Source organism: Paenibacillus glucanolyticus NBRC 15330, from assembly GCF_004000885.1.
GTDB classification, from domain to species: domain Bacteria; phylum Bacillota; class Bacilli; order Paenibacillales; family Paenibacillaceae; genus Paenibacillus_AQ; species Paenibacillus_AQ glucanolyticus.
In genome coordinates this window covers 130,772-144,497 of sequence record NZ_BIMC01000010.1, presented here as the reverse complement: position 1 = coordinate 144,497, position 13,726 = coordinate 130,772, and the positions used below count along the sequence as shown (strand labels likewise).

Genomic DNA, 13,726 nt, shown 5'->3' with positions numbered 1-13,726 from the left:
AAAATTAAGGCTTGAAAGCGACGCGGCGTCATCTTGTAAACTGTATTTGGTCAAGGAATATGAGGGATCAAATACATACAAGAGGGAGCTGGAAAGATTGAATAAAGGAGATATCATCATTTACGCATGTGTCATTATCGGGGCTGGTATTGGATTGGCGCTGGGCAGTGCGTTGCCCGGGGTTCTTGTCGGTTTAGGTATTGGATATCTGGTTAAATGGTCAATGAAAAGTGAAAAGTGAATGATTGACAATTAGTAAGAACTGACTTATAGTACTTTACTATCAGCAACCATCAAAGACATGATTCTTGAAACGACCTGCCCAGAGAGAGAAGTGATTGGTGAAAGCTTCTTCCGTGCTTGCTTCATGAATTACCCCTTTGTAGCTGTGTTTTTGAACCCTTGAGTTATAGGTTTACTTATGGACAGGGCAGTAGAAAACACCGAATCATCCCCGTTAACGGATGTCTTAATGAGGATCCGATGAGCACGCGGCCACACAGCGCTGCAGGTCTGGATCAAATGAGGGTGGAACCACGAGCCGAACGCACTCGTCCCTTTGGGGATCGTGTGTTTTTTTTGCGTTCAATCTAAATTTGATGGAGGGATAACCATGTCAATCACAGTAACATTAGCAGACGGAAGTAAAAAGGAGTATCCCGCACAAACGACGATGAAACAAATCGCGGAATCTATTCATTCCGGGCTGAGGAAAAGTGCAGTCGCAGGAAAAGTAAATGGCAGGCTCGTGGATTTGAATTACGAACTTTGTGAGGATGCGGAAGTACGTATTGTGACGCTGGATTCAGAGGACGGACTGAACATTTACCGGCACAGCACAGCTCATCTGATGGCTCAGGCGGTTAAACGTTTGTATGGCAGCAAGCCCGTTTACCTCGGAGTGGGACCGGTTGTCGAAGACGGCTTCTATTACGATATGGATCTGGAGCATTCGATCTCAACCGATGACTTGATGGCCATCGAGCGGGAGATGCAGCAGATTGTCCAGGAAGATTTACCGATTATTCGAAGAGAAATTAGCCTTGAAGAAGCGGAACAACTATTCAGTGACGACCCTTACAAACGGGAGCTCATCCTTGGCTTGCCGGAGGATGAAGTCATTTCGGTGTATGAGCAGGGAGAGTTCATTGATTTGTGCAGAGGGCCTCATCTGCCCTCGACTGGCAGAATCAAGGCATTCAAATTGATGAGTGTTGCCGGAGCTTATTGGCGGGGGAACTCGGATCATAAGATGCTGCAGCGAATATATGGAACGGCGTTCCCCAAGCAGGCGCAGCTCGAAGAGCATCTCTTCTTGCTTGAAGAGGCTAAGAAGAGGGATCATCGCAAGCTCGGCAAAGAGCTGGGACTGTTTATGTTCTCGGATGATGCGCCGGGAATGCCGTTCTTTTTACCCAAAGGAACGATTATCCGTAACGAGCTGGAACAATTTGCAAGAGAGCTTCAATTCCACCGCGGTTATGACGAAGTTCGTACTCCGCTGATGATGAACAAACGCCTGTGGGAGATGTCCGGTCACTGGGACCACTACAAGGATAATATGTACTTTTCGAAGGTGGATGAGCAGGAGTATGTAATGAAACCCATGAACTGTCCGGGTCATATGCTGGTTTACCAAAACTCGCTGCATTCCTACAGAGAGCTTCCCATTCGATTGTCCGAGTTCGGTCAGGTGCACCGCCATGAATATTCAGGAGCGCTGAGTGGCATGATGCGGGTCCGTACGTTCTGTCAGGATGATGCGCATATATTTGTAAGACCTGATCAAATCCATGATGAAATTGGACAGGTGATCGACTTTATTAGTCAGGTATACCGAGTCTTTGGCTTTGATTATACGATTGAACTGTCCACTAGACCGGAAGACTCCATGGGCTCTGATGAGTTATGGGAGCAGGCGGAGTCATCCCTGCAGGAGGTATTGGATCAACTGAAGCTGCCTTATCGGATAAATGAAGGGGATGGCGCTTTTTATGGACCGAAGATCGATTTTCACATCCTCGACTCCCTGAAGCGCAGCTGGCAATGCGGCACCATCCAGTTGGATTTTCAATTCCCTGAGAAGTTCGATCTGTCCTACATCGCAGAGGATAACCAGAAGCATCGGCCGGTTGTCATTCACCGCGCGGTATTCGGCTCCATCGAGCGGTTTATCGGAATTCTTACAGAGCATTACGGCGGGGCTTTTCCGCTATGGCTCGCTCCCGTGCAAGTGATGCTCATTCCGGTGTCAGACCACTATATCGATTTCTCCCTTAAGGTGAAGAAGCGTCTGGAGCATGCAGGCGTACGGGTCGAGGTTGACATCAGGAACGAAAAGCTGGGATATAAAATCCGTGAAGCCGGTCTGCTGAAAACGCCCTACACGTTTGTCCTGGGGGAGAAAGAAATGAACTCGGACCTGGTAGCGGTACGCAAACGCGGCGAGGGTGAGCTTGGGGAGAGCGCTATCGATGACATGATTGCAGGCCTCCGGAAAGAGATTGCATCCAGGGAGTAAGAAACCTGACTGGTTGCGTTTAGAACGATTCGAGTCATACATACTCGGATCGTTTTTTTTGTTATGGCCTATAACGATCGGATGTTAAAGCGGCAAAAAGTATAATATATCCAACTCCGGGAACAGTAGAGAAAAAGATTCATGATGGTCGTACGGTCCGAGGTAAGGCGGAGCTCATCTTGAGTACCAAACGAGGAGTCGTGTATAGGATGCAGAACATAACCCGCAAGGAAGGTTTACAAGAAGCGCTGCCGATTCTCATCTCAGAATTCATAGAAAACATGAAGACCCGGTTCGGGCAGAGCGGGGACATCATCTACCGGGAGCTGCTGCTGGGTACTATACCTGCGGTCATCGTGTACATTGAAGGGATGGGAGACCCCCGCTTTTTAATAGAGGCTCTTCATATGGATTCGCCATTGTTTAAGGAATTAACGAATCAGTCCCCGGACGATCGCGTGAGGATGCTGAAGGACCTCACGATTACGATGGGGAAGGTGGGGGAAGCCACAACCTATTCTGAGGTTGAGGAGAACGTGTTGTCAGGGAATACAGTGGTTTTTATTGAGGGAACGTCTACCTCACTATATGTGGGTACTGAAAAGCTGAAGCAGCGCGGGGTTGAAGAAGCCAGCTCGCAATCGGTTGTCAGGGGACCGAGAGAGGGCTTTACGGAATCGCTTCGCGAGAACACGGCTTTGGTTCGGCGGAGAATTCAAAGTCCCAAGCTGCGCATCGAAGAAAGAAAGGTAGGCGAGCATACCCATACTCAGCTGGCTGTCATGTATATGGATGGTTTGGCCGATACCGAGGTGCTCGATGAGCTGCGCACACGGCTGAATGGAATCAAGCTGGATAGCGTACTGGAGAGCAACTATATCGAGGAGATGATTCAGGATCATCGATACAGCCCCTTTCCGACGGTGTACAACTCGGAGCGTCCCGATGTCATTGCTTCAGCTATATTGGAAGGGCGAATAGCCATTCTTGTGGAAGGAACCCCATTTGTACTGGTCGTTCCGGCATTGTTTGTGCAATTTTTTCAATCGAGCGAGGATTATTACCAGCGATGGGATTTTGCCAGCCTCGTTCGCCTGCTCCGATATTTATGTTTCGGTATTGCCCTTCTTACACCCTCGCTGTATATTGCAATCTCCACTTTTCATCAGGAAATGCTGCCGACCAATTTGTTGACTAGCTTGATTGGACAGCGGGAAGGGGTTCCCTTTCCGGCCTTTATTGAAGCGGTAATTATGGAAATCACATTTGAGATTTTGCGCGAGGCCGGTATTCGGTTACCCAAATCAATCGGCCAGTCTGTCTCGATCGTAGGGACATTGGTTATCGGACAAGCTGCTGTGGAAGCAGGTCTGGTATCAGCTGCCATGGTTATTGTAGTGTCCATTACGGCCATAGCCAACTTTGCGCTGCCGGCCTTTAATGTAGGGATTTCTGTCCGGATTTTGCGATTTGGCCTGATGGCGATTGCGGCGTCTTTTGGATTGTATGGCATGATTATCGGCCTGATTGTCCTGGGACTGCACCTGTGCAGCCTGCAGTCGATGGGAGTTCCGTACATGACCTCCTTTGCACCCATACGATGGAGGAGCCAGAAGGATGCACTGCTCCGATTATCCCGTCACAATATGAAGAAATATATGGGCAAAGTCAAATCATGATCTGCAGTTAAGAAATGGGCATGGGGATTCTACTTTAAACAGATGGGACAGGTTATGGATGCTGGGAAGAACAATACTATCAGTCCTGCTCATGACAAGCCTGATCATCACATCGGGATGCTGGAGCCGAAAGGAACTGAATGAGCTGGCTGTTGTTATGGCACTTGGAATCGACACTCATAAGGACGGTTACGCTGTATCCGCGCAAGTGCTCAATTCCAGCGAGCTGGCAACGAAGAGCGGGGGATCCATTGGAAGTCTTCCTGTGGTCACTTACAAGTCTGTAGGAAAAACGGTACCTGACGCCCTTCAGCGGATGTTAAGCATGGCGCCCCGCATGCTGTATCTGTCCCATGTCCGCGTATTGGTCTTGGGGGAAGATCTGGCGCGGCAAGGGGTCAGCGATGTGCTTGATTACATATCCCGAAATCATCAACTGCGAACAAACTTTTTCATGCTGATAGCCAAGAATGGAAATGCCTCTGAGATTCTGGAGGTGGTGACGCCATTCGAATATATCCCTGCGAACTCGCTCTATTCCTCCATTCTGATATCGGAAAAAAAATGGGCGGCCACGGGGAAAGTTACATTGCAGCAGTTTGTTAACGAATTAAAGCAAAGCGGTTCAGATCCGATATTGTCCGGGGTTCAATTAAACGGAAGTTCGGCGGAAGGCCAGTCCGTGGAGAATGTAAAAAAAATCAGTCCCTCTACACTCCTTCAGCATGCGGGATTAGGTGTATTCAAAGGGGATCGGCTGGTGGGATGGCTTGGGGAGCCACCAAGCAAAACGGTGAATTACGTTCTTAATAGAGTCGAGTCCACCGCTGGATATGTGTCTTGTCCGAGCGGCGGGATTGTTGGCTTCACAGTAAACCGGGCAGACACATCGCTTGATGTTATGCTGAGCGCTGAGAATATTCCTCGATTTTCCGTCAAAATGGAGATAGAAGCGGATATCAACTCCGTTCAATGTCCAATTAATATCAATCAACCTTCGGCCATAGAAGCATTGGAGAGGAGCATCGAGGATAAATATAACGAAAACATCGAGAAACATGTTAAGGATGTTCAACAGCGGTATGGAGCCGATATTTTTGCACTTGGTGAAGTCCTGCACCGGAAATATCCCCAGGTATGGAAAACGTACAGAAGTCACTGGGGAGAGAGCTTCCAATCGATGAGCATCGATGTGCACTCCCATGTCGCGATCCGGCGGATCGGGTCCATCATTCAACCCTTAAATCAGGAGGTCGATGAGAAGTGAATTGGCATTTTGTATTGATAACGTTTCTGTTGATTGTTGTGGTCACGGAAACAAGGCATCTGATTCGGCTGCGTTCTCTTCGGGATATGATCGTATTTTATGCCGTATGGGGATTGACGCTGCTTGCGATAATCGGGGACATGCTGGAGCTCACTGAGCTTCGGCCGCTGGATTGGATCAGCATCATGATGCAACCGCTGAACAGGCTGATTTCATAACAAGAAGGGTATGGTCGCACGTGATAAAATACAAGGGAATCGCGGCACGGCAGTTTTTTATATTAACCTTCGGCTTGACCATTGGCACCTCGATTCTGGTAACACCCTCTGGTTTAGCGCATACTGCACGGGAGGATGCGTGGATCGCCTCCTTGTGCAGTTTGTTGATAAATATCCTTATGGTTGTGCTGTATATTGCTATCGCAAGGCTATACCCTGGTAAAACGATTTTTCAAATGAATGAGCTGGTTCTGGGCAAAATCCTGGGTAAGGCCATGTCACTGATTTATCTTTTTTATTTTTTGATACTTACGGGAACATTGCTTGGCAATTTGGGTTTTTTTATAACCAGCGAAATGATGCCGGAGACGCCAATCGAAGCTATTCAGATTCTGTTTCTGATTGCGGCCATCATGTGCGCCAGAATGGGCATCATCATCTTAGCGCGGGTGGGCGAATTGATGTTTCCGTGGATCGTGTTTCTGTTTATGGTCCTTCTGCTCTCACTTATTCCCCAGATTGACTGGAATCATATCAAGCCTATACTTGAGGATGGATGGATTCCCGTTGCCAATGCCGGATTTCACTCCTCTATGTTCCAGGAGCTGATTGTACTGATGGTGTTCCTCCCTCTGGTCAAGGGTGAGCGGAAGGGGGAGAAGGCATTGCTGTGGGGAGCTGTTGCAGGCGGAATCGTGTTAAGTGTCACGGTCCTGCTCAGCGTGCTCATTCTTGGGATCGAACAAACGGAGAACAGCACGTTCCCGGCCTTTGCATTAGCGAAGACGATTAACGTCGGGAATTTCTTTCAACGCGTGGAAGGTATCTTGATTACGCTTTGGGTACTTACGTTTTTTATCAAAATCTCGCTGCTGTTCCTCTCCATGCTTCATGGAATAAAAACCGTATTCAGGCTGAAGGAGCAGAACCACTTAATCTATCCGTTCTCTGTTCTCTTTATCATTGTAGCCTGGAATACGTATATCAACACCGTTTATGTTGCTAACATCATTCAGCAAGTGTGGGCAAGCTATGCATTTCTTCATTTACTGGTGATTCCCTTCGGACTCTATTTAATCGGACTGAGCAGAACGAAAATATTAAAATCGAAATAAATATTCGATCTTCCATCCGATGCACTGGATGAGTTAAGCCTGACGAATCAGGCTTTTTTTGTTTATAAAGATAACTTTTTTCTAGAATATGCTTGAAAGTGACACTGCGTCATCTTATATAGTTAAGTTCATAAGATGAATGGAAGAAAGCAGGTGTTGAAGTTGAATTCGATTCCTATTCAGGAGTTATCAAAACAGACGGGGATTACGGTGAGAACGCTGCGCTATTATGATCAGATTGGTTTATTGATTCCTGCTTCCAAAACACCGGGCAAGCACCGGATATATAGCGATGTGGAGCTGCGGAAACTGCAGCAAATTCAGTTTCTGAAGAAGCTGGGCTTCAGCTTGCAGGAAATATCAGATATGATCTCGAGCCGGGAGTGGAATTGGTCTACCAGTCTCATGAATCAGTTAGACTTTGTTCATAAGGAACAAAGGAAGCTGAGTCAGATGGAATCGGCTTTACGAGCAGTACTCCACAGCATTGTGGTGGAAGGCGAGACGAGCTGGGCGGTTATTCAGAAATTAATCCAGCTATCAGGACAAGATCCATCGCTAAAACAATCGTTCCGCAATCAAATGTTTGATGAACGTGAGGTGGAAATGCTGAGTCTGCTTCCTAACATGAACAGTGCAGATCCCGACTCGCTGGAATGGATCGCTCTGCTAGGTCAGCTCAAAAGGCTGATGGAGAATTCTCCGGATTCGCCCGATGTGCAAAGAATTGTACGGCGCATGGATGAGAAACGCTTGGAGCATTTTGAAGAAGAGGACTCTTTCGTGGACAAGTTGTGGGAGATTCGTAAATCACCGGATCAGTCCGAGCAGATGGGGCTATACCCTATAGAACAAGAGCTTCTTGAATTTATGGAACTGGCATTTCATATTTATGTAACGCGCAAGGAAGAACAACAAACGGAGAGGGGGGAGACATCATGACACTGGAGCTGCTGCTATCCATTGGGGTATTGTCACTATTAGATATGCTAAGCCCGGCTGCGCTGGGGATAACGGTATATTTGCTTCTGAGCGAGCGCGATCGACTCATCTCCCGTTTAGGTGTTTACTTGGTTACGGTGGCCGGTTTCTACTTCTTGGTTGGAGCTGCGCTCATGCTCGGCTTGGATGCTGTCATGAAATCGGTATCCGATATCTTTCAGAATCGAACGGTCAGCTGGATGATGGCCATTCTCGGTGGAGTCCTGTTTGTTGCGAGTTTTTATGTTCCTACGAAAAAGACATCCGCACCGCGCCGCCCGAAATCAAAAAGCTTCGGCGCCATGATCGGGCTAGGTTTCACCACTTCACTCATTGAGGTGGCCACCGCGCTTCCTTATTTCGCAGCGGTCGGGCTAATGACTACCGCCCAATTGAACACGATTCAATGGGTTCCGATCCTGGCTGCTTATAATATGGTGATGGTGCTTCCTCCATTGATCTTGCTCGGATTACACCTTGTATTAGGCCGCATGATGCAGAGACCGCTGGAGAAGCTGCGTGTGAAGATTGCCGAAAGCTCCGGTTCCCTGTTATCGTGGGTGTTGTGTATTGCCGGAGTGATTTTGGTGTTAAACAGTATCGATTATTTGTAAACGCATATGCTTGAAACGAAAGTAACAGAAAGAAAATAACAGAAGGACCTGTCCATAACAGACAGGTCCTTCGATGTTATGCGAGTATAACTAAATCTCGGTGTGATTCAGGATGCGGGGGGAGCGATTATTTGCCGAGGAAATGTTGGGTGAAGAAATCCAGTTGATATTCGAGGCTTAACGGGTCATTGAAGTAGAATGTTTTGGCATCGACTTCGAATACACGGTTGTTTTTGACTGCCGGAATGTTCTTGTACATATCCGTATTTTGGAAGGAAGTGTCTTCCTCTGCGTTTTTACTGAAGATGACATAGTCAGCGAAGTAATCTTTCAGTACTTCGGACGACAAAGTGAAATAGCCGTCTTTTGCTGTAGCTTCCTTTACTTTCTCCGGCATGGCAAGCTTGAATTCGTTATACAGGATCTCTGTTCCGCGACCATAATTAAATCCATAAACGTAGAGCTGTTTATTGAACGTCTCCACGACGGAAACTGTTGCATCTTCACCGATTTTGGCTTTGATTTCTTCTCCGGCTTTTTGAGCACGGACTTTGAAATCGTCAACCCAGGCTTGTGCTTCTTTTTCCTTGTTCAACAGCTTGCCGATTTCGACCTGCTGTGTCAAATAATCAACTTTTCCATAGGTATAGGTTACGGTAGGAGCTATTTCTTGGAATTTATCGATATTTTTAATGCTGGATAGACCGATAATCAGATCCGGCTCCAGTTCGATGATTTTCTCCAGACTTTCGTCGGATACCACTTCAATATCTTTCAGCTTTTCCTCGAACTGAGGATTTGTTTTGGACATTTCGTCTACGCCTACGAGGGGTACTCCGAGGGCCATCACATTCCCCGTCAAGAATCGGGTAAGCACAACGACACGCTGTGGATTGGTTGGAACCTCTACGGGCCCGTTCTCCGATTGATAAGTAAAGGTATCGGATTTCGAAGAGGAGATTTCTTCGGAGGGCTTATTTTCATTACTTTCTGTATTGGTGCTGTTTGTTTGACCGCCACAAGCGCTTAAAAGCAGAAGGGCTAGCAGGATGGACAGTGTGAAATATTTTTTCAAAATGATTCTCCCCCAAAAAAGCTATGTATTTTTGAACAATCATCATTTCAATCGTGTGTGTTGAATTCAAAATCGATAATGATTATCATTCTCGGGTTATTGTAAGGCTACTCGCGATGCCTGTCAATAGCATTTATATGAATTATGACTCGGGAGATCGGCACAGCACAGCAGAGCAACAGAAAACCGCCTATGCTGGACATGGCGGTTTTCTGTCAAAATATATATTGTGCGTAGGAGCTCAGTTCAGTACAGAAGAGCGGCTCGCTTGAATATAGATGGACTCACCGGTAAAACCGGAGACAGCACCGGTCTTATCGCTTCGCACCAAGAAGTAGCGCCGTGCCTCCTCGGAAGCATGAAGCAGCTTCTGCTCCAGTAGAATCTTCTCCTCCTCAGCCAGCCCGGATCGCTCGCACCAGTCGTGGAATTGAAAGGGCTTCTGGAAAGTCACGGCCATTTCTGTGCGGAAGCCAGTGAGCTCCAGAAGATGAATCCATTCCGATTTCTTCCATGCACGGACGTGGCTGTAATCTCTTTGTTTTTCTATTTCATTATAGAATTCATCCAAATTCTCTTTTTCCGGAGCGACATTATCGATGAGCAGGATTTTACCACCGGGTTTGAGCACGCGAAGGGACTCGCGCACGAAAGCAGGTACATCCGGAAAATGATGAGCCGCAATCCTGCAGGTTACCAGATCAAAAGAAGCATCCTCGAAAGGCAGTTGTTCCGCATCCCCTTGCACGAAATCAACGTTGGTATGGCCGTTTCCATGAATGAAAGCAGCGGCGGTTGTCAGCATTTCCTCCGTCAAGTCAAAGGCCGTTACGCGGCGGACAAGTGGAGCGAGGGCATTAGCCACATGTCCACCGCCGGTTGCGATGTCCAGCACCTCCATGGTCTGGTCCGCCTGGGAACAAGAGACCAGCAGGGATAGGTCTTCACCTTTGGCATGCCCTTGACTTGTTACATATTTTCCAGCGTTCTTGGCAAATTGCTGCTGCACTTGGCTTTTTATTGAATCTTCGATGGTTATTCCTCCTACATTCAAAATGAGTTCAGAGATTAAAAACAAAAATTAAATATAGTTTCACTAGATGAAACTATATATTGCTTGGTGAGATATAACTTAATTTATCATACATTTTTTCTGCTGTAAACGGCAGCAACCACTAAATAACCACCGGAGAGCCCAAACGTCGATCCTTCTAAGCACGTTGAGATATATCCGCCTCAGGGGCAGCTACCTAGAGCGGCACCTTAGCACGATAAATCAAAAGCTAAAGCCTGGTCATATCGACCAGGCTTTAGCTTCTGAAGTGTTAACCGGTAAATTCCTGAACCCATTCGTTATTGTAAAAAGCAATGCCAATCTTGGTATAGCTTTTGTTCAAGATATTGGCTTTATGGCCCGGGCTGTTCATCCAATCTTTCATGACTTGAGAAGGGCTGGTCTGTCCCTTGGCAATATTTTCGCCGGCGGAGTTATAGGTGATGCCATATTCTTTCATCATGTCCATAGGCGACCCGTGCGTCGGGGAATTGTGGTCAAAGTAATTGTTATCATACATGTCCTCAGCCTTCGCCATAGCCATCTTGGACAGCTCTTCATCCATGGTTAAAGAGCCAAGTCCTGCTTTGGATCGTTCTTTGTTAACCAGGTCCAATACCTGCTGAGCGAATTGGGAGGAGTCTTTCTGATTTCCCTTATTGTTTCCTGCACCACTCCTGTCTGACGTTTGTTCTCCATTGTTATTTGCCGGAGCCGGAGCTTGTCCTGCTGGATTATTGGTTCCTGGCTGAAGCAGATCAAGCAGCTCCGATGGGAGTTCGTCCTGGGTTCCTTTAGCCGACAACCTTGAAGCATTCATCCAAAAAGTCGAAGTGGAAGATGCTTGTGTGGTGGTGGAGAGTGGCTTTGGTTGAGCATTGCGTGTATGGGACGATATTTGGACCGGAGCAGGATTCACTTGCTTCTGTGTTAAGGGTTTGTGGCTAACTTGCTGCTGATTTACCTGGTTATTTGGCGTACAGCCTGCAATCAGGATTAAGACAGCCAGTCCGAGCCCGATATCCTTCAAATGTTTGATCATGAACAGATCTCCTCAGTGTTATTTTAATGAAGTTGCCGGGAATTAGGATTTCCTGCCTGGCACTGAATTATTCGTTTTCAGCCAGAATTTATTACCATATATAAACATATGATCCCTAATGTCCTGATCGCCTTAATCGGGTAAGAAAGGAGGTTCGCTGAATGCAACTCTTTTTAAGGGTGATTTGAGAACGCTATCATTCGGTTGTGAAGGAGGAATACTCAGGATGCCCGTCAATCGCTTTAAACATCGCAAATCATCATGGATTAAGGCACTGATGGTTATGGTGGTCTTATCGCTTCTTCAGGTAACGGCGATTCATATCCCTAAAGCACACGCGGCTGTGGCAAGCAAAACCCTTGTCGGCTATTGGCATAACTTCGATAACGGATCCGGTTTTATCAAGCTTAGGGACGTATCTCCCAAATTCGACATCATCAACGTATCTTTTGCTGAACCAACATCCGGTGTAACCAACGGAACTATCGGCTTCATTCCTTACAACTATACGGAGGCAGACTTCAAAGCAGATGTTGCATATCTTCAAAGTCAGGGGAAGAAGGTCATCATTTCCATAGGAGGTGCAAACGGGCAGGTACAGCTTCCCAGCACTTCCGCCAGGGATAATTTCGTGAACTCCGTTATCGCGATCATCGAAAAATACGGATTTGATGGACTGGACGTGGACTTCGAAGGCCATTCGCTTTATTTAAATTCGGGGGACAGCGACTTCAAGAACCCGACCACGCCGGTCATCGTCAACTTGATCTCCGCCCTGCGCACAATTAATAACCATTTTGGAACGGGACCGTTTTATTTATCGATGGCACCTGAAACGTTTTTTGTACAGCTTGGCTATAGCTTCTACGGTGGCAGCTGCATCAGCTGTGACAACCGCGCAGGAGCTTATCTGCCGGTTATTTATGCCACACGCGATATCCTCGATTGGCTGCAGGTGCAGAACTATAACTCGGGTCCGATTACGGGGCTGGACGATCAGTATCATAATATGGGAAATGCCGATTTTCACGTTGCCATGGCAGATATGATCTTAACCGGATTCCCTGTTGCCAAAAACCCGAATCAGATGTTTCCACCGCTGCGTCCGGACCAAGTCGTGCTCGGGCTGCCGGCCAACGTCAATGCAGGCGGGGGTTTTACTTCGGTTGCGGAAGTACACAAGGCGCTGGATGCACTGATTAAAGGCGTCCAGCTGCCGAGCTATAAAACCCGGGGAAGCGTAAGCGGATATCCGAATTTCCGCGGTCTTATGACCTGGTCCGTCAACTGGGATAAATTCAACAATTTTGAATTCTCGAACAGTCATCGCGCTTATCTGGATGCTCTAAGTCCGCCGTTGCCGGACACGCAGCCGCCAACGGCTCCGACCCATGTGACCTCCATGTCCAAATCTGCAACGAGCGTAAGCTTAAGCTGGACGGCATCCACGGATAATGTGGGAGTGACAGGTTATATCGTGTACTACGGTTCCCAATCCGTCAGCGTGACCGGGACCAGTACAGTGATTTCAGGTTTAACACCGGACACATCCTATACGTTCACGGTCAAGGCGGTTGACGCGAGAGGCAACCAATCCGCAGCCAGCACACCGCTTACCGTGACAACCGATCCCCCAGGTACGGGGGGAGATACAACACCTCCGACGGCCCCGGGCAATGTTCAAGTGACAGCCAAGACGGCAACAAGCGTTTCCTTAAGCTGGAATGCTTCCACTGACAATGTCGGTGTAACAGGCTACATAGTCACCTACGGAACCAGCTCCGTTAATACAGCGGGAACGTCCGCTACGATTAACGGGTTGACGGCTAATACGAGCTACTCATTCACCGTGACGGCTAAGGATGCAGCCGGAAATGTGTCGGCAGGTACCATCATCAGTGTGACAACTGCTCCGCAAAGCGGTGCGCAGCCCTGGGCGGCAAATGTCAGCTACAAAGTCAACGACGAAGTGGCCTACGGAGGGAAAACCTACATCTGTCGTCAGCCGCATACATCGCTGACTGGCTGGGAACCGCCCAATGTACCGGCACTGTGGTTATTGAAATAATGTGTATACACTCTGAATGAACAAAAGGAAGCATCCAGAGGGCAGGAACTGGATGCTTCTTTATCGTGGATCCAGGAAGTTAGCCGAAAGGT

General features: G+C 47.7%; 12 protein-coding genes. 9 read left to right on the top strand and 3 right to left on the bottom strand.

Going from position 1 to position 13,726, the window contains the following annotated elements; translation table 11 throughout:
* The first annotated feature begins 97 nt into the window (after positions 1-97).
* The 8 genes from PGL02S_RS28230 to PGL02S_RS16050 all read left to right on the top strand — a co-directional run bounded on the left by PGL02S_RS28230 (position 98) and on the right by PGL02S_RS16050 (position 8,395).
* On the top strand, positions 98-241 hold the full coding sequence (locus tag PGL02S_RS28230) for a hypothetical protein (protein WP_006209952.1): 144 nt from the start codon (positions 98-100) through the stop codon (positions 239-241).
* Positions 242-613: 372 nt separating this feature from the next.
* A complete protein-coding gene (gene thrS / locus PGL02S_RS16080) occupies positions 614-2,521 on the top strand; it encodes a threonine--tRNA ligase (protein WP_036638260.1) in 1,908 nt (635 codons plus the stop codon).
* A gap of 209 nt (positions 2,522-2,730) precedes the next feature.
* Complete coding sequence (locus PGL02S_RS16075) at positions 2,731-4,200, top strand: spore germination protein (RefSeq protein WP_036638258.1); 1,470 nt, start codon at positions 2,731-2,733, stop codon at positions 4,198-4,200.
* A 58-nt stretch (positions 4,201-4,258) separates the two neighbouring features.
* Positions 4,259-5,467 carry a Ger(x)C family spore germination protein gene (locus tag PGL02S_RS16070; RefSeq protein ID WP_036638257.1) on the top strand — a complete coding sequence of 403 codons (1,209 nt, stop codon included), beginning with the start codon at positions 4,259-4,261 and terminating at the stop codon, positions 5,465-5,467.
* Complete coding sequence (locus PGL02S_RS16065; RefSeq protein WP_006209956.1) at positions 5,464-5,685, top strand: hypothetical protein; 222 nt, start codon at positions 5,464-5,466, stop codon at positions 5,683-5,685. The genes PGL02S_RS16070 and PGL02S_RS16065 overlap by 4 nt, the downstream gene beginning before the upstream one ends.
* A gap of 20 nt (positions 5,686-5,705) precedes the next feature.
* Entirely contained in the window at positions 5,706-6,800 is a 1,095-nt protein-coding gene (locus PGL02S_RS16060; protein ID WP_036638256.1) for a GerAB/ArcD/ProY family transporter, read from the top strand.
* 156 nt (positions 6,801-6,956) lie between these two features.
* On the top strand, positions 6,957-7,742 hold the full coding sequence (locus tag PGL02S_RS16055; RefSeq protein ID WP_255308643.1) for a MerR family transcriptional regulator: 786 nt from the start codon (positions 6,957-6,959) through the stop codon (positions 7,740-7,742).
* Positions 7,739-8,395 carry a GAP family protein gene (locus tag PGL02S_RS16050; RefSeq protein WP_036638253.1) on the top strand — a complete coding sequence of 219 codons (657 nt, stop codon included), beginning with the start codon at positions 7,739-7,741 and terminating at the stop codon, positions 8,393-8,395. The genes PGL02S_RS16055 and PGL02S_RS16050 overlap by 4 nt, the downstream gene beginning before the upstream one ends.
* Positions 8,396-8,522: 127 nt before the next feature.
* Here the strand turns inward: PGL02S_RS16050 and PGL02S_RS16045 are convergent, their stop codons facing one another.
* From PGL02S_RS16045 to PGL02S_RS16035, 3 genes are all read right to left on the bottom strand, one after another.
* A complete protein-coding gene (locus tag PGL02S_RS16045) occupies positions 8,523-9,470 on the bottom strand; it encodes an iron-hydroxamate ABC transporter substrate-binding protein (RefSeq protein WP_036638250.1) in 948 nt (315 codons plus the stop codon).
* A gap of 241 nt (positions 9,471-9,711) precedes the next feature.
* Positions 9,712-10,503 (bottom strand): class I SAM-dependent methyltransferase, encoded by a 792-nt coding sequence (locus PGL02S_RS16040; RefSeq protein ID WP_036638361.1) that lies wholly within the window; start codon positions 10,501-10,503, stop codon positions 9,712-9,714.
* 292 nt (positions 10,504-10,795) lie between these two features.
* Entirely contained in the window at positions 10,796-11,566 is a 771-nt protein-coding gene (locus tag PGL02S_RS16035) for a CAP domain-containing protein (protein WP_006209962.1), read from the bottom strand.
* 226 nt (positions 11,567-11,792) lie between these two features.
* Here PGL02S_RS16035 and PGL02S_RS16030 point away from each other — a divergent pair, with 226 nt between their 5' ends.
* On the top strand, positions 11,793-13,634 hold the full coding sequence (locus PGL02S_RS16030) for a fibronectin type III domain-containing protein (protein WP_036638248.1): 1,842 nt from the start codon (positions 11,793-11,795) through the stop codon (positions 13,632-13,634).
* Positions 13,635-13,726 lie beyond the last annotated feature (92 nt).

Bases quoted from the DNA above. Each gene is read 5' to 3' on its own strand.
- thrS (WP_036638260.1), top strand. From the start codon at position 614: ATGTCAATCACAGTAACATTAGCAGACGGAAGTAAAAAGGAGTATCCC.
- PGL02S_RS16075 (WP_036638258.1), top strand. From the start codon at position 2,731: ATGCAGAACATAACCCGCAAGGAAGGTTTACAAGAAGCGCTGCCGATT.
- PGL02S_RS16070 (WP_036638257.1), top strand. From the start codon at position 4,259: ATGCTGGGAAGAACAATACTATCAGTCCTGCTCATGACAAGCCTGATC.
- PGL02S_RS16050 (WP_036638253.1), top strand. From the start codon at position 7,739: ATGACACTGGAGCTGCTGCTATCCATTGGGGTATTGTCACTATTAGAT.
- PGL02S_RS16035 (WP_006209962.1), bottom strand. From the start codon at position 11,566: ATGATCAAACATTTGAAGGATATCGGGCTCGGACTGGCTGTCTTAATC.
- PGL02S_RS16030 (WP_036638248.1), top strand. From the start codon at position 11,793: ATGCCCGTCAATCGCTTTAAACATCGCAAATCATCATGGATTAAGGCA.